The sequence below is a fragment of the Kluyvera sichuanensis genome, from assembly GCF_040930405.1.
Classification (GTDB): domain Bacteria; phylum Pseudomonadota; class Gammaproteobacteria; order Enterobacterales; family Enterobacteriaceae; genus Kluyvera; species Kluyvera sichuanensis.
In genome coordinates this window covers 2,957,708-2,982,961 of sequence record NZ_CP162271.1, presented here as the reverse complement: position 1 = coordinate 2,982,961, position 25,254 = coordinate 2,957,708, and the positions used below count along the sequence as shown (strand labels likewise).

Genomic DNA, 25,254 nt, shown 5'->3' with positions numbered 1-25,254 from the left:
CCCGGGGTCGGCGTAAACGCCTCGCCCGGGCTACATTTGGCGGTAGCCCGGCCGAGCGCAGCGACGCCGGGACAGCACTTAAGCCATAAAAAAAGCCCGGCAATTCGCCGGGCTTTTGACATTCATACTGCTTCACTTAACCGCCAAACTGGTCCGGATCCGGGCCTAAACGCTTACCCTGATCCAGCTTCGCAATCTCGCTCAGCTCATCTTTATCCAGGCGGAAATCCCAGACGGCAAAGTTTTCGGCAATGCGCGACGGCGTGACCGATTTCGGGATCACCACCAGGCCGCTGTCGAGGTGCCAGCGAATGACGATTTGCGCTGGTGTCTTACCGTATTTATCCGCCAGAGCACGGATAATTTTCTGGTCAAACACCCCTTCACCGCCCTGTGCCAGCGGGCTCCAGGACTCGGTCTGGATTTTATGCGTGGCGTTCCAGGCGTTCAGCTGACGCTGCTGCATCAGCGGATGCAGCTCAATCTGGTTGATGACCGGTGCGACGCCGGTTTCATCAATCAGTCGCTGCAGGTGAGGCACCTGGAAGTTACACACGCCGATGCTCTTAATCAGCCCCTGTTTTTGCAGTTCAATCAGGCTGTTCCACGCATCGATATAGTGATCGGTTGCGGGAACCGGCCAGTGGATCAGATACAGGTCGAGATAGTCCAGCTGCAGGTGCTCCAGGCTCTCCTGTAGGGCATCCGCCGCGCGGAGATGAGAGTCATTCCACAGCTTGGTGGTGATGAACAGATCTTCACGAGCAACGCCCGCGCTCTTAATCGCTTTACCGACTCCCGACTCATTTTTATATGCGGCGGCGGTATCAATGGAACGGTAGCCCACCTCGAGCGCTTTATGAATCGCGGTGACGACTTCCTCATTCGTGGCCTGCCATACCCCGAGGCCGAGCTGCGGCATTACATTGCCATCGTGCAGTTTAATCACGGTTGGATGTGTCATGCATTTCTCCTTTTTACGAGCTTATCGGGGCAATGCCCCGATAAGGTTTGTAGGATTAAGTCTGGTCGAAATATGCAAAAACGAAAGCTTGCTCGTCGTCTTTCAAGCCGCAGATGCGTTGTCTGCGCCAGCTCACCCCAGTCACTTACTGATGTAAGCTCCTGGGGATTCGATGTCTTGACGCCTTTCTGCAGCTCGAAATCCTTAGCGCAAGAAACGGAGGGCTCTTAGCGTGCCGCTTCGTAAATACGGCGGCTCACGTCCAGGGTAATATCCTGATTTTCACCCAGTTTGGTCATACCGTGTTCTTCGAGTTTTTTCAGCAGCGCAGGGATAGAGCTGCCGTCCAGACCGTAGTCGGACAGGCGAGTTGGCACGCCCATTTGTTCGAAGAAGTTGCGGGTCGCGGCGATAGCGGCATCGATGCGTGCATCGTCAGAACCTTCGGTAATGTTCCAGACGCGTTCTGCGTACTGCAGCAGTTTGGCGCGTTTGGTATCACGTTTTTCATTCCACAGAGCAGGCAGCACGATAGCCAGCGTTTGTGCGTGATCCAAACCGTGCATTGCGGTCAGTTCGTGGCCCAGCATATGAGTTGCCCAGTCCTGCGGCACGCCCGCACCAATCAGGCCATTCAGCGCCTGAGTGGCAGCCCACATGATGTTGGCACGAACGGCGTAGTTTTCCGGTTCCTGCAGCGCTTTCGGGCCATCTTCAACCAGCGTCAGCAGAATGCCTTCCGCGAAGCGGTCCTGAATTTTGCCGTCAACCGGGTAGGTGACGTACTGCTCTACGGTGTGAACGAACGCATCCACAACGCCGTTAGCAACCTGACGCGGCGGCAGGGTGTAGGTGTAAACCGGATCCAGAATTGCAAACAGCGGCTGAACGTGTGGGGACATAAAGGCGCGTTTGTCACCGGTGGTTTTACGGGAGATAACGGCACCTTTGTTGGACTCGGAACCGGTCGCAGGCAGCGTCAGTACGGAACCCATTGGGATAGCGCTGGTGACGTTGCTGCCGTAGGTTTCCAGAATTTCCCACGGGTCGATGCTGGTATCGTAGTGTGCGGCGGCAGCGATAAACTTAGTGCCGTCCAGTACGGAACCGCCGCCAACGGCCAGCAGGAAGGTGACTTTCTCTTCGCGGGCGATTTTCACCGCATTCATCAGCGTTTCATAAGATGGGTTTGGCTCAATACCGCCGAACTCCAGCACGTCCAGACCTTGCAGTGCGCTCAGCACCTGGTCCAGCACGCCGGTTTTTTTCACGCTGCCGCCGCCGTAGGTAATCAGTACGCGAGCGTCAGCGGGGATCTGAGCGCGCAGGTTTTCGATAGCACCTTTACCGAACAGAATGCGGGTTGGGGTATGAAGATCAAAATTAAACATTGCTCGTTCCCTATAGTGTGGGTGGAAAAAGAGGGCGGTGAGGGGTCATCGCCGAATGACATCATTGTGGTCTTCGTCGTCGTACCTCTCAATGCACATTTCTGCGATTGTCTTGCCCATTTCTCCATAGCTCTGGAGAAATACGTTAAACAAAGCCACAATGACAGCGTTGGAAAAGGTACCTGGAGCCCTTGTTGATGAACCGTGAAGAGATCTGTGCGCTGCTGACAGAAAAGATTAAGCAGCTGAAAAATAACGAACAAAATCTGAGAACCTTGCTGCCGGATATTCAGCTTATCTATGGTACTCAGCCAAGCGGGCGCACGCCGGTGATGTATCGCCCGGGCATCGTGTTTCTCTTTTCCGGCTATAAGATTGGCTATATCAACGAGCGCACCTTCCGCTACGATGCCAACGAATATCTGCTGCTGACAGTACCTTTACCCTTCGAATGTGAAACTTTTGCGACCGAGGACGCGCCGCTGGCCGGATTGCGCCTGGATGTGGATATTCTGCAGCTACAGGAGTTGCTGATGGATATCGGTGAAGACCCGCTGTTCCATCCGTCGTCGATGGCGGAAAGCGGGATTAACTCGGCCACGCTCTCCGAAGAGATTCTCTGCGCCTCGGAACGCCTGCTGGACGTGATGGAGCGCCCGCTGGACGCCCGCATTCTGGGAAAACAGATTATCCGTGAGATGCTCTACCACGTGCTGACCGGGCCGCGAGGTGGTGCGTTAATGGCGCTGGTTAGCCGCCAGACTCATTTCAGCCAGATTAGTCGGGTGCTCAAGCGTATCGAGAGTCAGTACACCGAAACGCTCAGCGTGGATCAGCTCGCTGCCGAGGCCAATATGAGTCTGTCGGCGTTTCACCACAACTTTAAGTCGGTGACCAGCACCTCGCCGCTACAGTATCTGAAGACCTACCGTTTGCATAAAGCGCGGATGATGATGGTGCACGACGGGCTGAAGGCCAGCGCCGCGGCGATGCAGGTGGGATACGAAAGCGCGTCGCAGTTTAGCCGGGAGTTTAAGCGCTATTTCGGCATGACGCCGGGAGAGGATGCGGCAAGGCTGCGGGGAATGTAATTTGTAGCCCGGGCGAGGCGTTTACGCCGACCCCGGGGTAGCTCGGAATCCATTCCCGGCGTCGCGTTGCTCGGCCGGGCTACACAATATTATGCGTCGCAATACTTCTTCTTAATCACCACAATCACCGTGCCCAGAAGCCCGGCAACCAGCAGGAAGATGGGCAGGATCATCAGGAAGGTCATCACTTGATCTTCATGACGTTTTACAAACGGGATCATGCTAATGGCATAGCCTAAGCTCGTCACCACGCCTACCCACAGCAGCGCGCTCAGCCAGTTAAACACCTGGAAACGGCGATTCGACAGGCCGGAGATACCCGCCATCGTTGGCAGCAGGGTACGCACAAACGCCAGGAAACGCCCCGCCAGCAGCGCTAGCAGACCGTGGCGGTCAAACATACAGGTTGCGCGCTGGTGGTACTTATCCGGCAACTGCGCCAGCCAACCTTTCACCACGCGGGTATTACCCAACCAACGACCCTGAATATAGCTCAGCCAGCAGCCGAGGCTGGCGGCCGCGGTCAGAATGGCAATGGTAGGGACGTAGCCCATCACGCCCTTTGCAATGAGCGCGCCCGCCAATAGCAGAAGGCTATCGCCGGGTAAGAATGAAGCGGGAAGCAGGCCATTTTCCAGAAACAGAGTGGCAAACATGACCAGATAAACGACCCCCACGACGTGCGGATTCGCCAGAGCAGCAAAATCGTGCTGCCAAAGCGCGGCGACAATATCTTGAATAACGACCATGAACATTCCTGTGGAACAGCGTTTTCGCTTATTGTACGCCCGAAAGATTAAGAACACCTTGATCGCGTGCGCAACAAATGAAGCCGCGCTGTCCTGATTTACTGACAACAACGCGGAAACGGTTTACGCCGACGGTGGTCAATCACTTCGGGGACCGACTGTTCTCAACATCGGTGACGCGCCTGACCGACGCATCAAAAACAGTACTAACCCACCCGATAGCCTGGGCTACCGGGCTGAGGCCATGTTACACGATGCGGGCAAATCCTGCCGCTAAATCCGCAATCAGATCGTCAACGTTTTCTAAACCGATGTGGACGCGTACCAGCGTACCGGTGAAATCGATTTTTCCTTCCGGACGAATGCTGGCGAGCTCGGACGGCTGATTCGCCAGAATCAGCGACTCAAATCCGCCCCAGGAGTAGGCCATGCTGAACAGCGAGAAGTTATCGAGGTAGTTTGCCAGCTCTTCATCATTGAGGTGTTTTTTGAGCACGAACGAGAACAGACCGCTGCTGCCGGTAAAATCACGCTTCCAGAATTCATGCCCTTTACTGCCCGGCAGTGCAGGGTGGTTAACGCGCTCAACCTGCGGCTGCTGTGCCAACCATTCGGCAACCTTCAGGCTGCTTTCATGATGCTGACGTAAGCGCACGCCCAGCGTACGCAGGCCACGGCTGGTCATATAAGCGGTATCGGCGTCGAGCATCTGGCCCATCAGGTAGGCGTTTTCGCGCAGTTGCGCCCAGCAGCGTTCGTTAGATACCGCAGTACCGACCATCGCATCCGAATGGCCAATCAGGTATTTGGTGCCAGCCTGAATAGAAATATCGATACCGAAATCGAGCGCTTTAAACAGAACCCCCGCCGCCCAGGTATTGTCGATCATGATGATTGCTTCAGGCGCAACGCGGCGCACGGCGGCAACGATGGCCGGAATATCGTGCACTTCCATGGTGATAGAACCAGGGGATTCCAGGAACACAATTTTGGTGTTGGGCTTGATCAACGCGGTAATCCCTTCGCCGATCATCGGGTCGAACCAGCTGGTGGTCACGCCCAGCTTACCGAGAATTTTGGTGCAGAAGTCCTGGCTTGGCTCATAGGCGGTGTTGGTCATCAGCACGTTATCGCCCTGTTCCACAAACGCCAGAATGGTGTTGGCGACCGCTGCCGCGCCGCATGGGAAAAGCGCGCAGCCAGCGCCGCCTTCCAGTTCACACATCGCTTCCTGCAATGAGAAGTGGGTGAGGGTGCCGCGACGGCCGTAGAACAGTTCGCCGTTAGCGCGGTTGTGGGTCGCATGTTTTTTGGCGGCGACGGTGTCGAACACCAGCGAGGAGGCGCGCTGAATGACGCTGTTCACCGATCCCTGAGTGTATTTTTTGCTGCGTCCGGCGTTAACCAGCGCGGTATCGAGGTGCTTGTCTGCCATTTTTTATCTGCCTATTTTTATACGTCTGGATGGCTAAATTAACACGATTGCGCGTGGGATCTACCGTTACCTGCGCGAACAGCAGAAAATTTTGCCAAAAAACCGGCTGAAAACTTTTTTACTGCGTAAGCGCAAGGAAAATAAGTGTGATTTGGGTCAATATGTAAATACTAATGAGAACTACTATCAATTCGACGATGTTTTGATATTATTGTGCTCAGAATTTGTGATTTATGTCCTGGAGATACACAGTGGGTAATAATTTGATGCAGGCGGATCTCTCCGTTTGGGGTATGTATCATCATGCCGACATCGTGGTTAAAGTGGTCATGATTGGCTTGATACTGGCATCCGTCGTCACCTGGGCTATTTTCTTCAGCAAGGGTGCTGAGCTCCTTTCCCATAAGCGCCGCCTCAAGCGCGAACAGAAACTGTTAGGCGAAGCGCGTTCCCTGAATCAGGCGAATGAAATTGCGGCTGCATTCGATGCCCGCAGCCTGAGCACGCAGTTAATCAACGAAGCGCAGAACGAGCTGGAGCTCTCTGCGGGTTCGGAAGATAACGAAGGCATTAAAGAACGTACCGGCTTCCGTCTGGAACGTCGCGTGGCGGCCGTGGGTCGTCATATGGGCCGTGGTAACGGTTTCCTGGCGACCATCGGTGCTATCTCCCCGTTCGTCGGCCTGTTTGGTACCGTATGGGGTATCATGAACAGCTTCATCGGCATCGCCCAGACCCAGACCACTAACCTGGCGGTTGTGGCGCCGGGTATCGCAGAAGCGCTGTTGGCGACCGCGATTGGCCTGTTCGCCGCGATTCCTGCGGTGGTCATCTATAACATCTTTGCGCGTCTGATTGGCGGCTTTAAAGCCAACCTGAGCGACGTTGCGGCGCAGGTTCTGCTGCTGCAAAGCCGTGATCTGGACCTCAGCGCCAGCGGCGTTCATCCGGTGCGTACCGCCCAGAAATTACGAGTAGGTTAATGCCCCATGGCAATGCGTCTTAATGAAAATCTGGACGATAATGGCGAAATGCATGATATCAACGTGACGCCGTTTATCGATGTCATGTTGGTACTGCTGATTATCTTTATGGTTGCCGCGCCGCTGGCGACCGTCGATGTCAAAGTGAATCTGCCAGCTTCGTCCAGCCAACCGCAGCCTCGCCCGGATAAACCGGTCTATCTGTCGGTGAAAGCGGACAAATCGATGTTCCTAGGCAATGACCCGGTCACCGACGATAATATGGTGACGGCGATTGATACGCTCACGGAAGGCAAGAAAGATACCACCATCTTCTTCCGCGCGGATAAAACCGTGGACTACGAAACGATGATGAAGGTCATGGATACCCTGCACCAGGCGGGCTATCTGAAGATTGGCCTCGTTGGCGAAGAAACCGTCGCGAAAAAATAAGCATCCCGGATGGCGCGTTCTGCGCCATCCGTTATTATTCCCCCAGTAATATAATATTTCCCTTAAGTCTTATATATTCCAACTCGCTGTTAAATAAAATTAAGTACAACTTAATCTTAGCGATATATTTTTAACAATATAGTGGCTAGCAAGAAATAACCCCTCTACGCTTAATCCTGAACGCTAACAATAATATGACGTGAAATGAAACCTGCGCGGGCGGAATATATCATGGCAATAATGACGTTTTGGCAGCCCAACGGGCTGTCTCAGGATCTGTTCTCTTTATCCTCCATTCGCCGCAGAGCGGACCGTCTGCTGATGGCGCTGGCCTGGGTGATGTGGGGCGTTTCACTAGGCGTCGGGGCGATGAACGATAACCTCAGCCTGGCGCTGCTGGCGGCTACGTTGCTTTCGGTGCTGGGCACATTGATGACGCTCCTTTTTCCCGGCAGATTAATTACCCGGCTGGTCTACGCCTTTATTATGATGGCCTATTCTGCGCTGCTTATTCAACTTGGCGGTGGTGAAACCGAATACCACTTCTCGGTGTTTGTATTGCTCTCTGCGCTGCTGGCATGGCGAGACTGGCGGCCATTAATTATGGGCGCGGCCGTTATTGCCGTACATCATCTGGTGTTTAATTATTTACAGGAATATGGCCTGTTTAATATTACCGTATTCATGCATACCGGGCTGGAAATGGTGGTGATGCACGGGCTGTATGTGGTCGCGCAGACGATATTTCTGGTGCTGCTGGCGGTGCGGATGGAGCAGGATGCCCGCTCGGCCAGCGAAGTGGCGAAACTGGCCTCGGTGATTAACCGCGAGTCGGGCTTCCTGACGCTTGAGCGTGACAGCAAAACTAGTCGCTCTCCGTTTGCCCGTACCTTTAGCCTGACGCTGGATGCGATGCGAAATACCCTTGAGCAGGTTAGCGGCAATGTCTCTGAACTGCTGGAGGCCTCGCAAACGCTACTTCAGCGCAACACTGCGCTCTCTGAGCGTACGGATAACCAGGCGCGTTCGCTAGCGGTCACCGCCAGCGCCATGGAACAACTCGCCGGGGCGGCGTCGCTCACCAGCGAGAAGGCCAGCGAAGCGCGGACGCTGGCGGAGCAGGCGAGCGGCGTAGCGCAGGAGGGCGGGGAGAATATTCGCTCGGCGATGGCATCAATGGCGCATATCCGCGACGAATCGCTGAAAATCAACGGCATTCTTGAGCTTATCGACGGCATAGCCTTCCAGACCAATATTCTGTCGCTGAACGCCTCCGTCGAGGCGGCGCGGGCGGGGGCGCATGGCAAAGGCTTCGCGGTGGTGGCTGCCGAAGTGCGTACGCTGGCGCTGCGCTGCGAAGAGGCGGCCCGCGATATCCGCCAGATGATTGCCACCTCCGTCGAGCGCACCCATCAAGGGGCAGAGCAGGTTGAACGGGCGGGGAAAACGATGGCGTCGATTATCAGCAATATCGACAGCCTGCAGTCCTGCGTCGATGTGCTGTTCTCGATGAGTGACCAGCAGAAAACCAGCGTGCTGCAGATGAAAGGCAGCATTGCCACCATCGATGCCAGCGTGCAGGAGAATATCCAGCACGTGGCCCAAACCATTCAGGTGGCGCATCAACAGCAGCGTCATACCGGCGAACTGAAGTCGGCGATTTCCGTTTTCCGCCTGGTGTAAGGTCACAAAAATGAAAGTGGTATGATAAATCATCCAGTTATGTGACAACTTCCGCAGTTGCCAGAAAACGTAATACCAGTACGAAAAATGACAATATGATTGTCTTAGGCATCCTCCTACATTGAAGCCTCTTCAATTCCGGAGGATATTCTCGTGGCAAATGACAGCAAATTGTCTATCGCAGAAAAGCTGGGATATGGCATGGGCGACGCCGCTTGCGGCATCGTCTACTCTTCTGTAACGATGTTTTTGACCTGGTTTTACACGGATATTTACGGCCTCTCCGCTGCGGCGGTAGGGGTGATGTTCCTGGTGACCCGCGTGCTTGATGCCATCACCGACCCGCTGACCGGCATCGTCGCCGACCGGGTTAAAACCCGCTGGGGCCACTTCCGCCCGTGGCTTATCTGGTTTGCTATTCCCTACGCGGTGCTGGCGGTGATGACCTTCACCACGCCCGCCTTTGGCGCTTCGGGTAAGCTGGTTTACGCCTACCTGACCTACACCTTATTGATGCTGTGCTACACCTTTATCAATATTCCTTACTGCGCGCTGGGCGGGGTGATCACCCGGGATGAAAAAGATCGTCTGTCGGCGCAGTCTTACCGCTTCACCATCTCTTCAATTGCCGGGCTGATGGTCTCGGTGGCAACGCTGTTCCTGGTCGATTATCTGGGCAAAGAGGACAAGCAGTTCGGCTTCCAGGCCACCATGGGGATTATGGGAGTGATTGCTATCGTGATGCTGGCATTCTGCTTCTTCTCTACCAAAGAGCGCGTGGCGCCTGCGGTTGAGCAGCAGGGGAGCATCCGTGAAGATCTGCGTTCGCTGCTGGCCAACGATCAGTGGCGGATCGTGGCGATCATTACCTTCTTCTCCAGTATGGCGGGCGTGATGCGCAGCGCCGCCACGCTCTACTACGCTACCTACCTGATGATGGGCGGCGTGGAGTCCGCGGCAGGTACGGCGATGAAGTCGGCCTTTGTTTCGACCAGCGTGGTCGGTACCATTATTGGCAGCATCGCCGCCGGCTGGCTGGCGAAGCGTTATCGCGCGGTTTCGCTGTTCAAAAATATCAACCTGCTGCTGGTGGCGGTGGGCGTGGTGATGTTCTTTGTGCCGCCAACCTGGCTGCCGGTGGTGTTCCCGCTCTATTTCCTCGTCGGCTTCTTCCACCAGATGTATCAACCGTTTAAGTGGAACATGATGGCCAACGCCGCCGACTACGGCGAGTGGAAGTTTGGCCGCCGCATTACCGGTCTTTCCTATTCCGGCAACCTGTTTGCGCTGAAAATGGGCATGGCGGTAGCCGGCGCGGTAGTCGGTTTCTCGCTGGGGCTGTTTGGCTATCAGGCGGGCGTCAGCGAACAAACGCCGATGGCGACGATGGGCATCGTTGGCCTGCTGACGCTTGGGCCATCGCTCTCTTACCTGGTGCTGTGGTGGTTGTCCCGCTTCTATAAACTCGACGACCAGAAAATGGCGATGATTCAACGTGACCTCTCTGCCCGCCAGCAGGCAGGTTCCCCGACGACAGCCGCAGAGCCGCAAGCGGTTGACGGCGAATTGAGTAAAGCCTGAGGAGGGTGAGATGACGCAATCTGAATATCAGAACCCGATTCTGTGCGCAGACTATTCGGACCCGGATATCGTCCGGGTCGGGGATGACTTCTTTATGGTCTCCTCCAGTTTTAACCATATGCCCGCGTTGCCAATTCTGCATTCGACGGATCTGGTCAACTGGCAGATTATCAACCACGTTTTCGACGCGCTGCCGCTGCCGGGCTACGACGAGTATCAGCCGGGAAAAGGCGTATGGGCTCCGTCAATTCGTTGGCATGACGATAAGCTGTGGGTGTTCTTCAGCACGCCGGATGAAGGCATTTTCATGTGCCAGACCGACGATCCCTGGGGTCAATGGAGCGCGCCGCACTGCGTGCAGCCTGCGAAAGGCTGGATTGACCCCTGCCCGTTCTGGGATGACAACGGCGACGCCTGGCTGGTGCATGCTTTTGCCCATAGCCGCAGCGGCATCAAGCATAAGCTGCAGCTGTTTGCCATGTCGCCTGACGGTACTTCTCTTCTGGGCGAAGGGCGCATTATCTATGATGGCAGCTCCGATCAGCCGACGCTGGAAGGGCCGAAAGTCTATAAGCGCGGCGGCTGGTACTACATTTTCGCTCCAGCGGGCAGCGTGGAGACGGGCTGGGAAACCGTGCTGCGCGCCAGCAGTATGACCGGCCCGTGGGAGGCCAGAAACGTCCTGTTCCAGGGCGACACGCCGGTGAATGGCCCGCATCAGGGAGGCTGGGTGGAGCTGGACGACGGTGAATGCTGGTTTGTGCACTTCCAGGATGCTCACCTCTATGGGCGGATTGTTCACCTGCAGCCGATGCGTTGGGAGCAGGATGGCTGGCCGCGTATCGGCGAGCCGATGGGCGATGAAGGGGAAGGGCAGCCGGTGATGCGCTGGGCGCGTCCGGCAAGCCTGCCGCCATCGCCGCGTTGCTTGCCGCAAACTGACGATAGCTTCACGCACGGCGTACCGGGCCTGCAATGGCAATGGCAGGCTAACCCGCATGCAGAGTGGCTGCTGCCGGGCAATGACCGCCTCAATTTACGCTGCTGTCCGCTGCCGCAGGGTGAGGATAAAGGCAACTTTTACTGGCTACCCAACCTGCTGCTGCAAAAATTCCCCGCCTGGCAGTTTATCGCCCGGACGTCGCTGACGTTGAACGCGGCGAAAAACGGTGATGCGGGCGGTCTGATTATCTACGGCGAGCGCTACGCGGCGCTGCTGCTGGAGAAACGGGACGGGCAGCATCAGCTGCTCTGGGTGACGGGATGGATGAGCGATGCCGGTATTGTGCGGGAAAGCCGTCAGGTTATCGCGCCGCTGAACGTTGGGACCTGCGAGCTAAAGGTCAGCGTGACCCGAGGCGGTATCTGCCGCTTCGCCTGGCGTGAGCCTGAGGGAAGCTGGCAGTCGGTGACACCCCCGTTTGCGGCGGGCAAAGGTAAATGGGTGGGGGCCAAAGTAGGTCTTGTCGCGCTGACGCTGGAAGCCGCGGCATCGCAGGGAATTTGTGGGTTTGACTACTTTGCGACGGATATTACCGGCTGATCCGGGCGTTGCTCGTCATCTTTATCGAGTTTAAGGATGACGTTGGAAGTCCGGTAGTCGCCATCGGCGAGGCCGCGGCTGATTTCAAGGGTCGCGGTTTCGCGGTGCAGCACATGCTGGTAACTGGCTTCGGTGTGGGCGAGGATTTTATCGCGCAGGTGCGGGTAACGCTCCATCACTTCACACAGCGCGGCGCCAAAGATCTCTTCTTTGACCTGATAGGCGTAGATGTCGCGGCGATTCTTCCACTTCATTTTGACCAGCGCGGCGGTGAGCGGCACGGAAGGGTTGGAGATGCGGCGACCCTCGGCGTTTTTGTCATCGCGCAGGGCCTGAAGGTTACGCTGCAGGAGCGTTTCGTCGCTTACCGGTTGGCTTAACGATATATTAGCCTGATTAACATCGACAAGTTTCATACTTACTTATCCGTTAAATTATAAAACAGCGGCGTGACTTTTTCCTGCGTCATTAAATTAAGCCAAATTTCATTGCCATTATCATTTATCTCCTGGGTTTTTAACTCAATAATTTGACTTAACTCCAGTGAGGAGATCTCCCCCTGAACAACCAGGTTATTTAGCATAAGGGCAAAGGCTTCAATTTTTGCAACGCGATATAATCTGTCCTTAATATGACGATCGCGCTCTTCCAGCAATGGGTTACGTGATTGACCACCGCTTATCAATATCTCATCCTGCCAGTCTGCCAGCGAAGCCTTTTCCGGCTCTGCCTGCGTGCTGGCCTTTACCTCCTGAGGCTCGCCGTCTACGGCAGAGATACAGAAGCGGGCTGGGATAAGGGTTTCAGCGATCATATACCTGTCATCTTTCGAATGGCTGGAAAGTGTTTTTTATTATAGTGAGGTTCGTTGACATTATCATGGTGCACTTTTAAAATCAAAAAAAGTGGAGAAAACCATGAGCGGTATTATTTATTTTGTGATGGTGTTGCTGCTACTCACCGCCGTTATTTTAATTTTTCTGTATGGTCAAAATAACGAATCGTCTGATACCAATAATGAAACCGTTACGCCTTTGGCCCCTGCGCCACTCAGCAAAGATGAAGGTGAAAATCATTTCGCCAGCCTGATGAGCAGTATCACCCCGGTGTGGTACTGGCGTATTAATCATGAGTATATCGACTTCCTGCAATCCACCATCAAGCGCATGTCGATAGACGAGTTAAAAGAGACGCCTGGGCTGTTCGAAGCGCAGGATCGCTGCCGCAACCTCAACGGCGCGGTGTATGAGTATTATGATGAAATCAAACGTCGCTGCCTCAAAGGCGAGCGCGTTGCGCCGGTCGATCCAGTGGTGGAGAGCTTAAAGCAGTGTTACCAGGAGTTCGCTCACGAAGCTTATCCGGAACTGGTGGGGTTGGTGTGGCCTGACTATCGGCGTCCGTTTATTCGTCCCCATGATGTGTGATTACATCTGTTGTTATGATGTTGCATAGTTGCGATATACTAGGCCGAATTTGACTGACGAACAGGACATTATGGAACGTTTTCTGGAAAATGCGATGTACGCATCGCGATGGATTCTGGCCCCGGTCTACTTTGGTCTTTCGCTGGCGCTGCTGGCGTTATCCCTGAAGTTCTTTCAGGAGATCCTTCACGTTCTGCCGAATATCTTCAGTATGGCGGAAGCGGATCTTATCCTGACGCTGCTGTCGCTGGTGGATATGACGCTGGTGGGCGGGCTGCTGGTGATGGTGATGTTTTCCGGCTATGAAAACTTTGTGTCGCAGCTGGATATCAGCGAGCACAAAGAGAAGCTCAACTGGCTGGGTAAGATGGATGCCACCTCGCTGAAGAACAAGGTTGCCGCGTCGATTGTGGCTATCTCTTCTATTCACCTGCTGCGCGTGTTTATGGACGCCAAAAACGTGCCGGACAACAAGCTGATGTGGTACGTGATTATCCACCTGACGTTTGTGCTGTCGGCGTTTGTGATGGGCTATCTGGATAGCCTGACTCGCGGGAAAAAATAGCCTGCAAAAACCCCGGCGGCGCTTCGCTTGGCCGGGCTACGAGAGATGCATGTAGATACTGTGAGCGGCAGCAACTCCTTTTCACCGTTGCTTCCCGGATTGCAGGCATAACTTTAACAGCGCCTTCTGGCGCTGTTATCACTTCCCCGTCCGCCTTTATACTACAGGCATCCCATGCTGCAACGCATCGAACGTTTTTCCTGACTTTAATACCCCATAGGCCACCTGCGCCAGCTTACGCATCATTGCACCTATTATCACTTTCGGTCGCTTCCCGTTACCTTCCAGCCTTTCCCTGAACGCTTTTCCCCATGCCGTGTGATACAACGCTGACATCGCCGGCATATATAATGCTCCGCGCAGATGAACCGGTCCTGCTTTGCTCATCCTGCTTGTTCGCATCACGCTGCTCCCCGACTCATGCTGCTTCGGCGTCAGTCCTGCATACGCTGCGAACTGCCGCGCAGTGGCGAACCTCAGCTTCAGTCCCGTGTACGCCAGCAGCACCGCGGCGGTTTTCTCTCCTATCCCCGGGATACTGCTCAGCAGCTTCCGCCGTTGTTTCATATCGGGGTCGTTGTCCGTCAGGTCTTTTATCTGTTTTTCAATGCGCCTCAGCTCTGCTCCCAGACACTGCAGGAGAACATCAATGCTCTCCAGCTGTACTTCCGGTGCAGTTTCCTGGCGGTTTTTCTCCTGAGTCTGCATCTCTGTCAGCGACTGATGTCGTAGCACCAGCGCTTTCAGGGCCCGCTCTGTCGGGTGCGGCGCTTCCCATGCTGGCGGCTTTTTCTCCCGGCAGAAGTGAGCCAGCATACGAGCGTCCACTTTGTCGGTTTTGTTGCGCAGCCCTTCACTGCGGGCAAAGGCAGCGCTCAGGGAAGGGTTGATGATGGAGACGGTATACCCGGCATCGCTCAGATGGGCGGCAGCGTCTTCCATGTAGGTGCTGGTAGACTCCATGCAGACATGAGCATGGCTCACCTCATGGCTACGAAGCCAGCGGACCAGGTCCTCATAGCCCGGGGGAGTATTGGCAAACTTTTTACAGAGATGGCGGCCATCAGGGCGAAGGATATCAACATCAAGTTTAGTTTTAGCGACATCAATGCCGATGAAGTACAGTTCATATTCCATAGTGAAACCCACCTTGCGAATGCGGATTACCGGTAAAAACCGGTCCATGATACTGTCCGGTTTGTCACATGAGAAAGAACGGCGGACCGGTGCAGAATATCTACGGTACAGGCGTGAAAGCCTAAGCCCGGGCACGGCATCCGGACCGCCATCAGAGAGAACTGGCCGGTTCTTTCTGACGAGGTAATCATACAAGCCCGGGCGAGGCGTTAACGCCGACCCCGGGGTCTTCCATTACTTATCTGACGACGCCTGCCACAAATTCAACTGCCCATCGGCGACATGCCTATCAATCTGCGCCAGCTCTTCTGCCGAGAAGCTCAGGTTTTCCAGCGCCTTCACGTTCTCCTCAATTTGTTCCGGGCGGCTTGCGCCAATCAACACCGAGGTCACGCGGCTGTCTTTCAGCAGCCAGCTTAGCGCCATCTGCGCCATCGACTGACCGCGCTGCTGCGCCATCGCGTTGAGCAAACGCAGGCTGTTGAGATTGCTCTCGCTCAGCATATTTTCCGTCAGGCCGCGCGCCTTTTTCCCTTCCGTCTGCATACGGGAACCTTCCGGAATACCGTTCAGGTATTTACCGGTCAGCAGCCCCTGCGCCAGCGGGGTAAAGGCAATGCAGCCAACGCCGTTGTGCTCAAGGGTATCCAGCAGGCCGCTCTTATCCACCCAGCGGTTAAGCAGGTTATAGGAAGGCTGATGGATCAGCAGCGGGATCTTCCACTCGCGCAATAGCTCAACCATCGCCTGGGTGCGTTCGGAAGAGTAGGAAGAGATGCCCACGTAGAGCGCTTTCCCGCTCTGCACCGCCTGCGCTAACGCCGCGGCAGTCTCTTCCATTGGCGTTTTCTCATCGACACGGTGGGAATAGAAGATATCCACGTACTCCAGCCCCATGCGCTGTAGGCTCTGGTCGAGGCTTGCCAGCAGATATTTACGGGAACCACCGGAGCCATAAGGCCCTGGCCACATGTCGTAACCGGCCTTGGTGGAGATAATCAGCTCATCGCGATACCCGGCAAAGTCTTCCCGCAGCAGGCGACCAAAGTTCTCCTCGGCGCTGCCCGGCGGCGGCCCGTAGTTATTCGCCAGATCGAAATGGGTGATGCCGCAGTCAAAGGCTTTACGCAGCAGCGCGCGCTGGCCGTCGAGGGCGCTGATATGGCCGAAACTGTGCCATAGGCCGAGGGACAGTGCCGGAAGCTGTAAACCGCTGCGGCCGCAGTAGCGATACTGCATCTGTTGGTAACGGGCTGGGTTTGCTTGCCAGGCCATAAGGTCTCCTTCTCTTTTTATTTTGAAACACTGTTCCCAGCGTACTTTTTTTTGTGATGCACGCCCGTTGTGCCGATCACACTGTCATAGATGAGGATGAAAAATACGCGCTTTATTCCTCTTTAGGGGTAGCCCTTAAATAGCGCTAGCCACCGCTCAAAAAATCGCTATATAATTTTATATATAACGATTGGGGGTGTAGAGATGGACAACCATTTTGGCAAAGGGTTAATCGCGGGACTGAAGGCGCCTTATGCCGACAGCGCGCAGAAAGTGGTCGGCTTTTGCACCGACTATAAGCGTGGTTTTGTGCTGGGCTTTTCGCACCGTATGTTTGAGAAAACCGGTGACCGTCAGCTGAGCGCCTGGGAAGCGGGGGTGTTGACGCGCCGCTACGGGCTGGATAAAGAGATGGTGATGGATTTCTTCAAAGAGCATGATTCCAGCACTACCGTTCGCTACTTTATGGCGGGCTATCGGCTGGAAGGTCAATAAAACCGGGTGCCAGGCACCCGGCTTTTCATCATGATTGCTGACGCTTGTCTTCGGTATGGGTATCGAAGTCACTGGCGTCATGACGCTCGTGCAGCTGTTCGTTCAGCGGGCCGTTAGTACGGTTGACGATACGACCGCGCTTCACGCCCGGACGGCTGGCGATGTCCTGCGCCCAGCGCATCACGTTTTTGTAGCTCTGCGCATCCAGGAATTCATCTGCCCCGTACACATTCCCCAACACCACGTTGCCGTACCACGGCCAGATAGCGATATCGGCGATGGTGTACTCTTCACCCGCCACGTAGCGCCCGCGCGCCAGTTGCTTATCCAGCACGTCTAACTGACGTTTTGCCTCCATGGTGAAGCGGTTGATGGCGTACTCAATCTTCACCGGCGCGTAGTTATAGAAGTGCCCAAAACCGCCGCCGAGGAACGGGGCTGAGCCTTGCAGCCAGAACAGCCAGTTCAGGGTTTCGGTACGCCCGGCCGGATCTTTTGGCAGGAAGTGACCAAATTTCTCCGCCAGATAGAGCAGGATATTGCCGGACTCAAACACGCGGGTTGGCGGCGTGGTGGAGTGGTCGCTGAGGGCCGGGATCTTCGAGTTCGGGTTCACTTCCACAAAGCCGCTGGAGAACTGATCGCCCTCGCCAATGCGAATCAGCCACGCGTCGTATTCTGCTTCCGTTACGCCCGCCGCCAGCAGCTCTTCCAGCATAATCGTCACTTTCTGGCCGTTTGGCGTGCCCAGGGAGTAAAGCTGGAGAGGATGATGGCCTACCGGCAGCGCTTGTTCATGAGTGGCACCGGAAATGGGGCGGTTGATGTTGGCAAATGCGCCGCCGTTGCTTTGATTCCATTCCCAGACTTTGGGTGGCTGATAGGTGTTCTCTGACATAATCGCTCGCCTTATTTTGATGATGTGTTGAGGTAGTGAAGTTTAGCAGCTTCAGGCAAAAATCCGTGCCGCCCAGACGCTGACATCGTCGCCGCTGCCCAGGTCTGGCTGGACCAGGCCGTTAACCATAAAGGTTGGGGAGACGTGAATGCCGTTCTGGCGGGCATAACGTGCATGCCACTTAATCTCTTTTTGCAACTCCGGCTCGGCAAAGGCGTCGGCGAGCAGCACACCGCTATAGCGTTCAATGCGGGTAATAATTTCCCGCGGCGTGGTGTCCATATTCGGCCCGCTGCAGTGGTCGGTAAACTCAAATTCTTCGCGATGGTCGGCGACCGCTTTCATCACCTTGTGCGCTGCGCTTTTGCCGTCAGGCAGCGTGGAAGCGGCCAGAATGCAGCGCACAATCACCCCGGAGAAAAGATGCCACGGCTGTGACTGTAAGCGAATTTTGACGCTGACGTTCTCTTCGCCGACGAGCTCCAGCAGCGCGTCCAGCTTGTTGAAAGTCTTAACGGAAAACGGGCAGGTTGGCTCCAGGAACACCTCAAACGTGCGTGCGCCGTGGCCCCAGACCAGCGGTTGTGCCTGTAAACTCATGTGGACTCCTGATGGTTAAGTGTGCATTTTTCGGATGAATATTTTTGCCCCCGATGGGTCATCCTCGCATACACGGGTGTATGATTAATCCACTTTTGTTGGATTAATTTCAACGTGCGGGCGAGAAAATCGCACGGTATGTTTGAGGAAGGTTCATGAGCAAGGGAAGTACCAATAGTGACGCCCCATTTGGCACGTTGTTGGGGTATGCGCCGGGTGGCGTAGCGATTTACTCTTCAAATTACAGCAGCTTAAAACCGGGCGACATGCCTGATGACGCATCGTTTCGTAGCTATATCGACAACGAATACATGGGCCACAAGTGGCAGTGCGTCGAGTTCGCCCGCCGTTTCCTGTTTATCAACTACGGATTTGTCTTCACCGATGTGGGCATGGCCTACGAAATCTTCTCGCTGCGCTATCTGCGCCAGGTGGTGAACGACGCGATTCTCCCGCTTCAGGCGTTTGCCAACGGTTCCCGCCGCGCGCCGCTCGTCGGCTCTTTGCTGATCTGGCAAAAGGGCGGTGAGTTTAATGAAACCGGCCACGTGGCGGTGGTGACGCAACTGCTGGGCAATAAGGTGCGCATTGCGGAGCAGAACGTACTGCACTCGCCGCTGCCCGCAGGCCAGCAGTGGACCCGTGAGCTGACGCTTGAGGTCAAAGATGGTCACTACACGCTGCAGGACACCTTTGACGACACCACTATTCTGGGCTGGATGATTCAGACTGACGACGCACGCTACGGCCTGCCGCAACCGGCAATTGCCGGTGAAGCACTGAAGCTTGGCGGGGCGCGACTGGAGAACAACGGTCAGTTTGAGGGCAAATGGCTGGATGAAAAAGATTCGCTCCAGCAGGCCTATATTGCCGCCAACGGTCACGTGATTAACGCCGATCCGTATCAGTACTTCACCATGACCGAAAGCGCTGAGCAGGAGTTGATCAAAGCGACCAACGAGATGCACCTGATGTATCTCCACGCCACCGACAAAGTGATGCGTGACGACAACCTGTTGGCGCTGTTCGACATCCCGAAAATCCTCTGGCCGCGCCTGCGCCTCTCCTGGCAGCGCCGTCGCCACGACATGATCACCGGGCGCATGGACTTCTGCATGGACGAACGTGGGCTGAAGGTTTACGAGTACAACGCTGACTCCGCCTCCTGCCACACCGAAGGTGGCCTGATCCTCGAACAGTGGCTGAAAACCGGCTATCGCGGTAATGGCCACAACCCAGCGGAAGATCTGCTGGGCGAGCTGGTGGGGGCGTGGAAACACAGCCAGGCGCGACCGTTCGTGCACATCATGCAGGACAACGATCTGGAAGAGAATTATCACGCTCAGTTTATGCAGCGCGCCCTTGAACAGGCGGGCTTTGAGAGCAAAATCCTCTATGGTCTGGACGAGCTGCGTTGGGATGCCGCCGGTCAGCTGATTGACGGTGATGGTCGTCTGGTGAACTGCGTGTGGAAAACCTGGGCGTGGGAAACCGCCATCGAACAGGTGCGCGAGGTCGACGAAGACGAATATGCCGCCGTGCCGATTCGCACCGGTAATCCGGATAATGAAGTGCGTCTGATTGACGTGCTGCTGCGCCCGGAAGTGATGGTCTTTGAGCCGCTGTGGACCGTTATCCCAGGCAACAAGGCGATTCTGCCGGTGCTGTGGTCGCTGTTCCCGAACCATCCGTATCTGCTGGATACCGATTTCGAAGTCAGCGAACACCTGGCAAAAACGGGTTATGCGATTAAGCCTATTTCCGGTCGCTGCGGCAGTAATATCGACCTGGTCAGCGGGAACGATCGGTTACTGGATCAAACCAGCGGTAAATTTGTTGATAGAAAAAATATTTACCAGCAACTTTGGTGCTTGCCAAACGTCGCAGGAAAATATATTCAGGTATGTACCTTTACCGTCGGTGGTAATTATGGCGGCACCTGTTTACGCGGTGACGAATCTCTGGTGATTAAAAAAGAGAGCGATATTGAGCCGCTGGTGGTAATAAAAGATAAAGAATAAAGGCGAGTAGCCCGGACGAGGCGTTAAACACGCCGACTCCGGGGATGTTCCCGGCGTCGGGTTGCTCGGCCGGGCTACGGAAAAGAAAGCCTGCAATAAACACAACAACAAGACAGAAAAGGAAATGAACATGCACGATCGGCGACTCGCCGTGCGCGCGGGTGAACTCAAGCCCTCCGCCGTCCGCGAACTCTTAAAACACAGTAAACTGCCCGGCGTGATTTCTCTCGGTGGCGGCATTCCAGCCCCGGAGCTTTTTGATACCGAGGGGCTGGAGCTGGCGGTGCAGAAGGTGATGAGCGAACGCTTTAACGACGCATTCCAGTACGGTTTGACCGAAGGCTACCCGCCGCTGCGTCAGGCCGTCAGCGAACTGTGTCAGGCGCGCGGTGTGGCTTGCCAGGCAAGCCATGTGTATATCACCTCTGGCTCGCAGCAGTCGCTGGATATCGTGGCCCGTACGCTGCTCGACCCGGGCGATGCGATTGTCGTCGAACGCCCAACCTACCTGGCGGCGCTGCAGGTCTTCCAGTTGGCGCAGGCCAATATTCTGAGCGTCGATACCGACGACAACGGCATGCTGGTAGAGCAGCTTGCCGAACTGCTTTCCACCACCCGCGTGAAGGCCGTTTACCTGGTGCCTACCTTCGGCAACCCTGGTGGTAAAACCCTGAGTGATGATCGTCGCCGTCGCCTGGTGGAACTGGCGAAACAGCATGATTTCGTCATCATCGAAGACGACCCGTACGGTGAAATCAGCTTTACCGATGAAGTGCAGCGCCCGCTGTACCAGCACGCGGTGGAGCTAGGCTGTGAGGATCAGGTGGTCTACACCTCAACCTTCTCCAAAATTCTGGCGCCGGGCATGCGCATTGGCTGGATTGTGATGCCGGACTGGCTGGCGCAGCAGACGGTGATCGTCAAGCAGGCTGCTGATTTGCACACCAATATGCTGTCGCAGGTGATAACCGCTGAATACCTGAGTCTGGGCCGCCTGGAAAACCAGATTGCGCTTATCCGCGAAGACTACCGTAAGAAGTGTGATGCGCTGGCCGATGCGCTGGAAAGCCGTCTGGGCGAGCATATCGAGTTCAGCCGTCCGAAGGGCGGGATGTTCTTGTGGGCGCGCTTCCGCTACCCGTTCGACACCATGAAGTGGCTGGAAAAAACGCTGGAAAACGGCGTGGTGTATGTGCCGGGTGAAGCGTTCTACAACGATAATCCGGATACCCGTACCCTGCGTCTGTCGTACTCGACGGTCTCACAGGAAGGGCTGATGACCGCCGTGGAACGCCTGGCGAAATCACTGTAATCTGCTCTTACTCCGCGCTGAACGTTAGCGCGGAGTCACTTCTCTTATTCCTGGTCAGCCATCCGGTCATCAACCCAGATAAGCATTAGCGAGGCCAGAAAGGCCGCCGCCGCGGCACCCATAAATAACAACATACCCATATCCCGAATTATTCTTCTTATTATTCTGCTAATTCCGCAGCGTGATTATTTCTATCCGTGAGAGTTATTTTAATATCATGCGGGGCGCTGGCGAGGGTAAAAAAACTGTCGGCATCAATATCGAAATTAAGAATAATTTCCTTATATTTCCCGCAGGTAATTAATTCTTTCGCTTCACTAATACTGTTGGCTGTAATGGTAGACATCGTAGGACCCTATTAGAAAACTCAGAAGAAAATAAGAGCTAGCGCTTATCAGATCAACTACTTTTTCCTGGGGTCTTTATCAGATGAAATCCTGATGATGTTAACGGGCAAAAGATAATGTCTGATTTAACTTAAGCCGCAGATTTTCGTTTTAACGTGGCGCATTTCTCCGCTGCAATCCACCCGGATAAGAGCGCTATCTGCTACCAGAAGGGAACCACCATCTAACCCGTTCATTGTAGGGCGGGCGTACCTCGTGAAGAGGAAATCTTTACGCCAGTGAACTTGCTACCGTATTCCCCATTGAAATTGGGTACAAAATAAGCGGTAAAAATGAGCAATGTCGTTCCAGGTGTAAGCGGCTATCAGGGGCCAGCGGGTGGATGGGGTGCGGTCAAAGCGGTGACCGCCTCGGTGTTTTCACAAAAGGCCGTCGCGCGTGACATCATCGCGATGTTCCGCATGAACCAGGTCAAAGGTTTTGATTGCCCCGGCTGCGCCTGGCCTGACCCTGGCCACCGTTCACCCATGGAGCTTTGCGAAAACGGCGTGAAGGCCGTTTCCTGGGAGACGACCAGTAAGAAAGCCTCTCCGGAATTTTTTCGCCAGCATACGGTGGCTGAACTGTGGCATTACAGCGACTATGCGCTGGAAAACATTGGCCGCCTGACTCACCCAATGAAGTATGACGCCGCAACTGACACCTGGCAGGCGGTGGAGTGGCAGACAGCTTTCGCGGAAATCGGTGAGCAGCTGCGCGGCCTGGCCTCCCCGGAACAGGTAGAGTTTTATACCTCCGGGCGTACCTCCAACGAAGCGGCGTTCCTCTACCAGCTGTTTGCCCGCGAATATGGCAGCAGCAACTTCCCGGACTGCTCCAATATGTGCCATGGGCCGACCAGTGCGGGCCTGACGCCCTCTATTGGCCTGGGGAAAGGCACCGTCGAACTCGACGATTTTGAACACTGCGACCTGGTGATTTGCATCGGCCACAACCCTGGTACCAACCATCCACGTATGCTCACCACGCTGCGTGAAGTGGCGCAGCGTGGCGCTCGCATCATCTCTATCAACCCGCTGGCGGAAAGGGGGCTTGAACGCTTTAGCTTCCCACAAAGCCCAACGGATATGCTCAAAGGCCACGCCACCACTCTCAGCAACGAATACTACCAGGTGAAAATGGGCGGCGATGCCTCGCTGCTCAAAGGGATCATGAAAGCGCTGATCGAGATGGATGAAGCCCGTATTTTGCTTGGCCAGGAACCGTGCCTCGACCGCGCGTTTCTGGCTGAGCATACCCACGGCTATCAGGAATTGTATGACGACCTGCACCGTTGTCGCTGGGCGGAGCTGGAACAGGACTCCGGACTGACTCGCAGCCAGATGGAAGACCTCGCCGACCGTTACGACAAATCGAACGCCACCATCATCTGTTACGGGCTGGGCATCACCCAGCACAAGAACGGCACGGAGAACGTGCAGCAGCTGGTGAACCTGCTGTTGCTGAAAGGCAATATGGGCAAGAAAGGGGCGGGGATCTGCCCGCTGCGCGGTCACTCTAACGTGCAGGGCGACCGCTCGGTAGGAATTAATGAAGCGGCGTCAGAGGAATTTCTGCTGCGGCTCGAAGGGCGCTTTAACATCAGCGTCTCTCGCAAACACGGTCGCTCCAGCGTGGAGAGCATTCGCGCCATCGAACGTGGCGACGCCAAAGCGCTTATCTGCATGGGCGGTAACCTGGCAGTGGCGATGCCGCAGCCGCAGCGCACCTTTGAGGTGATGAAAAAGCTCGACCTGCAGGTACACGTCGCCACCAAACTAAACCGTTCGCATCTGCTGATGGCTAAGCACAACTACCTGCTGCCAGCGCTGGGTCGAACCGAGCGCGATATGCAGGCTAGCGGGATTCAGTCGATAACCGTGGAAGATTCGATGTCGATGGTGCACGCCTCCTGCGGGGCGCTGAAACCGGCCTCGCGCTGGCTGAAGTCTGAACCAGCGATTGTAGCGGAGATGGCGCGCGCCACTTTGCCACACTCCCCGGTGAACTGGGAAGTGATGGCGGGTGACTATGCGCTGATCCGCGACGCGATTGCCGACGTGATCCCGGCGTTTGCCCACTATAACGCCCGCATTGCCGAGCCGGGCGGTTTCCGCATGGATACGCCTGCCTCACGGCGTGAGTGGAAAACGTCTACCGGCAAGGCCAACTTTGTGGTGAGCCGCCAGCGCGCCGTGGAGCGCGAGCAGCAGCCCGCCGATGCGCTGGTGCTGGCAACATTACGCAGCCACGATCAGTACAACACCACCATTTATGGCATGAACGACCGCTATCGTGGGATCACCGGGCGCCGCGACGTCGCCTTCTTAAGCCAGGCGGAAGCCGACGCGCGAGAGCTGGTGGAAGGCGATGTGATTAATATTCAGGCGCTGGACGATAACGGCAAGCCGAGCGAAGGCCGCGCGATGCTCGGCCTGACGGTGGTGGTTTACAGCATGGCGAGCGGTTCGATTGGAGCCTATCTGCCGGAAGCGAATGTGCTGCTCTCATTGGATGCGGTGGACACGAAAAGTCTGACGCCCGCTTATAAGAGCGTGCCGGTACTAATAACCAAAGCATAGGTCGCGCAGACCGTCCTCTCAAAACCAGCCGTCAGGCTGGTTTTGTCGTTTGTAACGATAGCATCGCCTCATGGTAATGAGATTTATTCGCAATAATGCCTTTACAGTGAAATCTTAAAGATGTATTTTAAATGCATCTTATGAAGCGGAGGTTATTATGAGCCATCTCAGAATTCCAAAAAACTGGACCATCAAACGTTCCACCCCATTCTTTACGAAAGACAACGTGCCTGCTGCGCTGCTCAGCCACCACAACACCGCCGCCGGTATTTTTGGTCAGCTCTGCGTGATGGAAGGGACGGTGACCTACTACGGTTTCGCCAATGGCGAGGCCACCGAGCCGGAGGTTAAAGTGGTGATTAATGCCGGTAGCTTCGCGACCAGCCCGCCACAGTACTGGCACCGTATCGAGATGACCGACGATGCGCAGTTCAACATCAACTTCTGGGCCGAACCTGAATTCTCCGGTGACGAAGTCTACAGCGCGAAAAAATCCTAACCCTGCCGCTTCCCCATCAGCGTTGATGGGGAAGCCCTCCCGATAGTGTAAAACGCCATGCTGACATTCTTCACAAACGCGTCGACGCGAGTCGATTACGGCGAGCAGGAGTGCTGCCGCGAACAGCCTTTACTCCACGTTGCCGAATATCAGGAATATCTCTACTGCGAAGGACCAGAGTGCCCCGCAAGTCACACGGAGCGTC

At 55.4% G+C, this 25,254-nt stretch carries 24 protein-coding genes; 13 read left to right on the top strand and 11 right to left on the bottom strand.

What is annotated here, in order from left to right; all coding sequences use genetic code 11:
- Positions 1 to 136: 136 nt before the first annotated feature.
- On the bottom strand, positions 137 to 964 hold the full coding sequence (gene dkgA / locus AB2B48_RS14375) for a 2,5-didehydrogluconate reductase DkgA (protein ID WP_368299472.1): 828 nt from the start codon (positions 962 to 964) through the stop codon (positions 137 to 139).
- Between the two features lie 227 nt (positions 965 to 1,191).
- A complete protein-coding gene (gene yqhD / locus AB2B48_RS14370; RefSeq protein ID WP_368299471.1) occupies positions 1,192 to 2,355 on the bottom strand; it encodes an alcohol dehydrogenase in 1,164 nt (387 codons plus the stop codon).
- 197 nt (positions 2,356 to 2,552) lie between these two features.
- Here yqhD and AB2B48_RS14365 point away from each other — a divergent pair, with 197 nt between their 5' ends.
- Complete coding sequence (locus tag AB2B48_RS14365; protein WP_220440981.1) at positions 2,553 to 3,446, top strand: AraC family transcriptional regulator; 894 nt, start codon at positions 2,553 to 2,555, stop codon at positions 3,444 to 3,446.
- A gap of 89 nt (positions 3,447 to 3,535) precedes the next feature.
- Here the strand turns inward: AB2B48_RS14365 and yghB are convergent, their stop codons facing one another.
- Together yghB and metC are read right to left on the bottom strand one after the other, a co-directional pair.
- On the bottom strand, positions 3,536 to 4,195 hold the full coding sequence (gene yghB, locus AB2B48_RS14360; protein WP_185668365.1) for a DedA family general envelope maintenance protein YghB: 660 nt from the start codon (positions 4,193 to 4,195) through the stop codon (positions 3,536 to 3,538).
- Positions 4,196 to 4,442: 247 nt separating this feature from the next.
- Entirely contained in the window at positions 4,443 to 5,630 is a 1,188-nt protein-coding gene (metC, locus tag AB2B48_RS14355; protein WP_368299470.1) for a cystathionine beta-lyase, read from the bottom strand.
- Between the two features lie 251 nt (positions 5,631 to 5,881).
- Here metC and exbB point away from each other — a divergent pair, with 251 nt between their 5' ends.
- From exbB to AB2B48_RS14330, 5 genes are all read left to right on the top strand, one after another.
- On the top strand, positions 5,882 to 6,613 hold the full coding sequence (gene exbB / locus AB2B48_RS14350) for a tol-pal system-associated acyl-CoA thioesterase (RefSeq protein WP_220440979.1): 732 nt from the start codon (positions 5,882 to 5,884) through the stop codon (positions 6,611 to 6,613).
- A 6-nt stretch (positions 6,614 to 6,619) separates the two neighbouring features.
- Positions 6,620 to 7,045 carry a TonB system transport protein ExbD gene (exbD, locus tag AB2B48_RS14345; RefSeq protein WP_185668362.1) on the top strand — a complete coding sequence of 142 codons (426 nt, stop codon included), beginning with the start codon at positions 6,620 to 6,622 and terminating at the stop codon, positions 7,043 to 7,045.
- Between the two features lie 240 nt (positions 7,046 to 7,285).
- On the top strand, positions 7,286 to 8,728 hold the full coding sequence (locus AB2B48_RS14340; protein ID WP_333011431.1) for a methyl-accepting chemotaxis protein: 1,443 nt from the start codon (positions 7,286 to 7,288) through the stop codon (positions 8,726 to 8,728).
- 153 nt (positions 8,729 to 8,881) lie between these two features.
- A complete protein-coding gene (locus AB2B48_RS14335; RefSeq protein ID WP_368299469.1) occupies positions 8,882 to 10,309 on the top strand; it encodes a glycoside-pentoside-hexuronide (GPH):cation symporter in 1,428 nt (475 codons plus the stop codon).
- 10 nt (positions 10,310 to 10,319) lie between these two features.
- The gene (locus tag AB2B48_RS14330) at positions 10,320 to 11,852 is read left to right on the top strand and encodes a glycoside hydrolase 43 family protein (RefSeq protein ID WP_368299468.1); all 1,533 of its coding nucleotides are present in this window, start codon (positions 10,320 to 10,322) and stop codon (positions 11,850 to 11,852) included.
- Here AB2B48_RS14330 and AB2B48_RS14325 read toward each other — a convergent pair.
- Complete coding sequence (locus AB2B48_RS14325; RefSeq protein WP_368299467.1) at positions 11,825 to 12,268, bottom strand: cytoplasmic protein; 444 nt, start codon at positions 12,266 to 12,268, stop codon at positions 11,825 to 11,827. The genes AB2B48_RS14330 and AB2B48_RS14325 overlap by 28 nt on opposite strands.
- Before the next feature lie 2 nt (positions 12,269 to 12,270).
- Positions 12,271 to 12,666 carry a hypothetical protein gene (locus tag AB2B48_RS14320; protein WP_185668357.1) on the bottom strand — a complete coding sequence of 132 codons (396 nt, stop codon included), beginning with the start codon at positions 12,664 to 12,666 and terminating at the stop codon, positions 12,271 to 12,273.
- A 103-nt stretch (positions 12,667 to 12,769) separates the two neighbouring features.
- Here AB2B48_RS14320 and AB2B48_RS14315 point away from each other — a divergent pair, with 103 nt between their 5' ends.
- Positions 12,770 to 13,279, top strand: coding sequence for an ESA_00282 family adhesion-associated protein (locus tag AB2B48_RS14315; RefSeq protein WP_185668356.1), 510 nt, complete (start codon positions 12,770 to 12,772; stop codon positions 13,277 to 13,279).
- 70 nt (positions 13,280 to 13,349) lie between these two features.
- Positions 13,350 to 13,844, top strand: a complete 495-nt coding sequence (locus tag AB2B48_RS14310) for a TIGR00645 family protein (RefSeq protein WP_185668355.1) — start codon at positions 13,350 to 13,352, stop codon at positions 13,842 to 13,844.
- 156 nt (positions 13,845 to 14,000) lie between these two features.
- Here AB2B48_RS14310 and AB2B48_RS14305 read toward each other — a convergent pair whose 3' ends face one another.
- On the bottom strand, positions 14,001 to 14,981 hold the full coding sequence (locus tag AB2B48_RS14305) for an IS110 family transposase (protein ID WP_368301891.1): 981 nt from the start codon (positions 14,979 to 14,981) through the stop codon (positions 14,001 to 14,003).
- Positions 14,982 to 15,215: 234 nt separating this feature from the next.
- Positions 15,216 to 16,256: an aldo/keto reductase gene (locus AB2B48_RS14300; RefSeq protein ID WP_368299466.1), complete on the bottom strand. Its 1,041-nt coding sequence runs from the start codon at positions 16,254 to 16,256 to the stop codon at positions 15,216 to 15,218.
- A gap of 204 nt (positions 16,257 to 16,460) precedes the next feature.
- Between AB2B48_RS14300 and AB2B48_RS14295 the strand changes: the two genes are divergently transcribed.
- A complete protein-coding gene (locus AB2B48_RS14295) occupies positions 16,461 to 16,751 on the top strand; it encodes a DUF2623 family protein (protein WP_185668353.1) in 291 nt (96 codons plus the stop codon).
- 28 nt (positions 16,752 to 16,779) lie between these two features.
- On the opposite strand, the gene yghU is transcribed toward AB2B48_RS14295, so the two are convergent.
- Positions 16,780 to 17,649 carry a glutathione-dependent disulfide-bond oxidoreductase gene (yghU, locus tag AB2B48_RS14290; RefSeq protein ID WP_185668352.1) on the bottom strand — a complete coding sequence of 290 codons (870 nt, stop codon included), beginning with the start codon at positions 17,647 to 17,649 and terminating at the stop codon, positions 16,780 to 16,782.
- Positions 17,650 to 17,700: 51 nt separating this feature from the next.
- Positions 17,701 to 18,249, bottom strand: coding sequence for a DsbA family protein (locus AB2B48_RS14285; RefSeq protein WP_368299465.1), 549 nt, complete (start codon positions 18,247 to 18,249; stop codon positions 17,701 to 17,703).
- Between the two features lie 155 nt (positions 18,250 to 18,404).
- Here AB2B48_RS14285 and gss point away from each other — a divergent pair, with 155 nt between their 5' ends.
- Complete coding sequence (gss, locus tag AB2B48_RS14280; protein WP_220440972.1) at positions 18,405 to 20,270, top strand: bifunctional glutathionylspermidine amidase/synthase; 1,866 nt, start codon at positions 18,405 to 18,407, stop codon at positions 20,268 to 20,270.
- Positions 20,271 to 20,400: 130 nt separating this feature from the next.
- On the top strand, positions 20,401 to 21,582 hold the full coding sequence (locus tag AB2B48_RS14275; protein WP_333011281.1) for a PLP-dependent aminotransferase family protein: 1,182 nt from the start codon (positions 20,401 to 20,403) through the stop codon (positions 21,580 to 21,582).
- 160 nt (positions 21,583 to 21,742) lie between these two features.
- On the opposite strand, the gene AB2B48_RS14270 is transcribed toward AB2B48_RS14275, so the two are convergent.
- Positions 21,743 to 21,928 (bottom strand): hypothetical protein, encoded by a 186-nt coding sequence (locus tag AB2B48_RS14270; protein WP_185668348.1) that lies wholly within the window; start codon positions 21,926 to 21,928, stop codon positions 21,743 to 21,745.
- 333 nt (positions 21,929 to 22,261) lie between these two features.
- On the opposite strand from AB2B48_RS14270, the gene AB2B48_RS14265 reads away from it, so the two are divergent.
- Together AB2B48_RS14265 and AB2B48_RS14260 are read left to right on the top strand one after the other, a co-directional pair.
- A complete protein-coding gene (locus AB2B48_RS14265; RefSeq protein WP_368299464.1) occupies positions 22,262 to 24,550 on the top strand; it encodes an FdhF/YdeP family oxidoreductase in 2,289 nt (762 codons plus the stop codon).
- A gap of 157 nt (positions 24,551 to 24,707) precedes the next feature.
- Positions 24,708 to 25,049, top strand: a complete 342-nt coding sequence (locus AB2B48_RS14260) for a DUF1971 domain-containing protein (protein ID WP_035892065.1) — start codon at positions 24,708 to 24,710, stop codon at positions 25,047 to 25,049.
- Positions 25,050 to 25,254: the final 205 nt, after the last annotated feature.

Coding starts and splice junctions, on each gene's coding strand:
- dkgA (WP_368299472.1), bottom strand. CDS start 964: ATGACACATCCAACCGTGATTAAACTGCACGATGGCAATGTAATGCCG.
- yqhD (WP_368299471.1), bottom strand. CDS start 2,355: ATGTTTAATTTTGATCTTCATACCCCAACCCGCATTCTGTTCGGTAAA.
- AB2B48_RS14365 (WP_220440981.1), top strand. CDS start 2,553: ATGAACCGTGAAGAGATCTGTGCGCTGCTGACAGAAAAGATTAAGCAG.
- yghB (WP_185668365.1), bottom strand. CDS start 4,195: ATGGTCGTTATTCAAGATATTGTCGCCGCGCTTTGGCAGCACGATTTT.
- metC (WP_368299470.1), bottom strand. CDS start 5,630: ATGGCAGACAAGCACCTCGATACCGCGCTGGTTAACGCCGGACGCAGC.
- exbD (WP_185668362.1), top strand. CDS start 6,620: ATGGCAATGCGTCTTAATGAAAATCTGGACGATAATGGCGAAATGCAT.
- AB2B48_RS14340 (WP_333011431.1), top strand. CDS start 7,286: ATGACGTTTTGGCAGCCCAACGGGCTGTCTCAGGATCTGTTCTCTTTA.
- AB2B48_RS14330 (WP_368299468.1), top strand. CDS start 10,320: ATGACGCAATCTGAATATCAGAACCCGATTCTGTGCGCAGACTATTCG.
- AB2B48_RS14325 (WP_368299467.1), bottom strand. CDS start 12,268: ATGAAACTTGTCGATGTTAATCAGGCTAATATATCGTTAAGCCAACCG.
- AB2B48_RS14320 (WP_185668357.1), bottom strand. CDS start 12,666: ATGATCGCTGAAACCCTTATCCCAGCCCGCTTCTGTATCTCTGCCGTA.
- AB2B48_RS14315 (WP_185668356.1), top strand. CDS start 12,770: ATGAGCGGTATTATTTATTTTGTGATGGTGTTGCTGCTACTCACCGCC.
- AB2B48_RS14310 (WP_185668355.1), top strand. CDS start 13,350: ATGGAACGTTTTCTGGAAAATGCGATGTACGCATCGCGATGGATTCTG.
- AB2B48_RS14305 (WP_368301891.1), bottom strand. CDS start 14,981: ATGGAATATGAACTGTACTTCATCGGCATTGATGTCGCTAAAACTAAA.
- AB2B48_RS14300 (WP_368299466.1), bottom strand. CDS start 16,256: ATGGCCTGGCAAGCAAACCCAGCCCGTTACCAACAGATGCAGTATCGC.
- AB2B48_RS14295 (WP_185668353.1), top strand. CDS start 16,461: ATGGACAACCATTTTGGCAAAGGGTTAATCGCGGGACTGAAGGCGCCT.
- yghU (WP_185668352.1), bottom strand. CDS start 17,649: ATGTCAGAGAACACCTATCAGCCACCCAAAGTCTGGGAATGGAATCAA.
- AB2B48_RS14285 (WP_368299465.1), bottom strand. CDS start 18,249: ATGAGTTTACAGGCACAACCGCTGGTCTGGGGCCACGGCGCACGCACG.
- gss (WP_220440972.1), top strand. CDS start 18,405: ATGAGCAAGGGAAGTACCAATAGTGACGCCCCATTTGGCACGTTGTTG.
- AB2B48_RS14275 (WP_333011281.1), top strand. CDS start 20,401: ATGCACGATCGGCGACTCGCCGTGCGCGCGGGTGAACTCAAGCCCTCC.
- AB2B48_RS14270 (WP_185668348.1), bottom strand. CDS start 21,928: ATGTCTACCATTACAGCCAACAGTATTAGTGAAGCGAAAGAATTAATT.
- AB2B48_RS14265 (WP_368299464.1), top strand. CDS start 22,262: ATGAGCAATGTCGTTCCAGGTGTAAGCGGCTATCAGGGGCCAGCGGGT.
- AB2B48_RS14260 (WP_035892065.1), top strand. CDS start 24,708: ATGAGCCATCTCAGAATTCCAAAAAACTGGACCATCAAACGTTCCACC.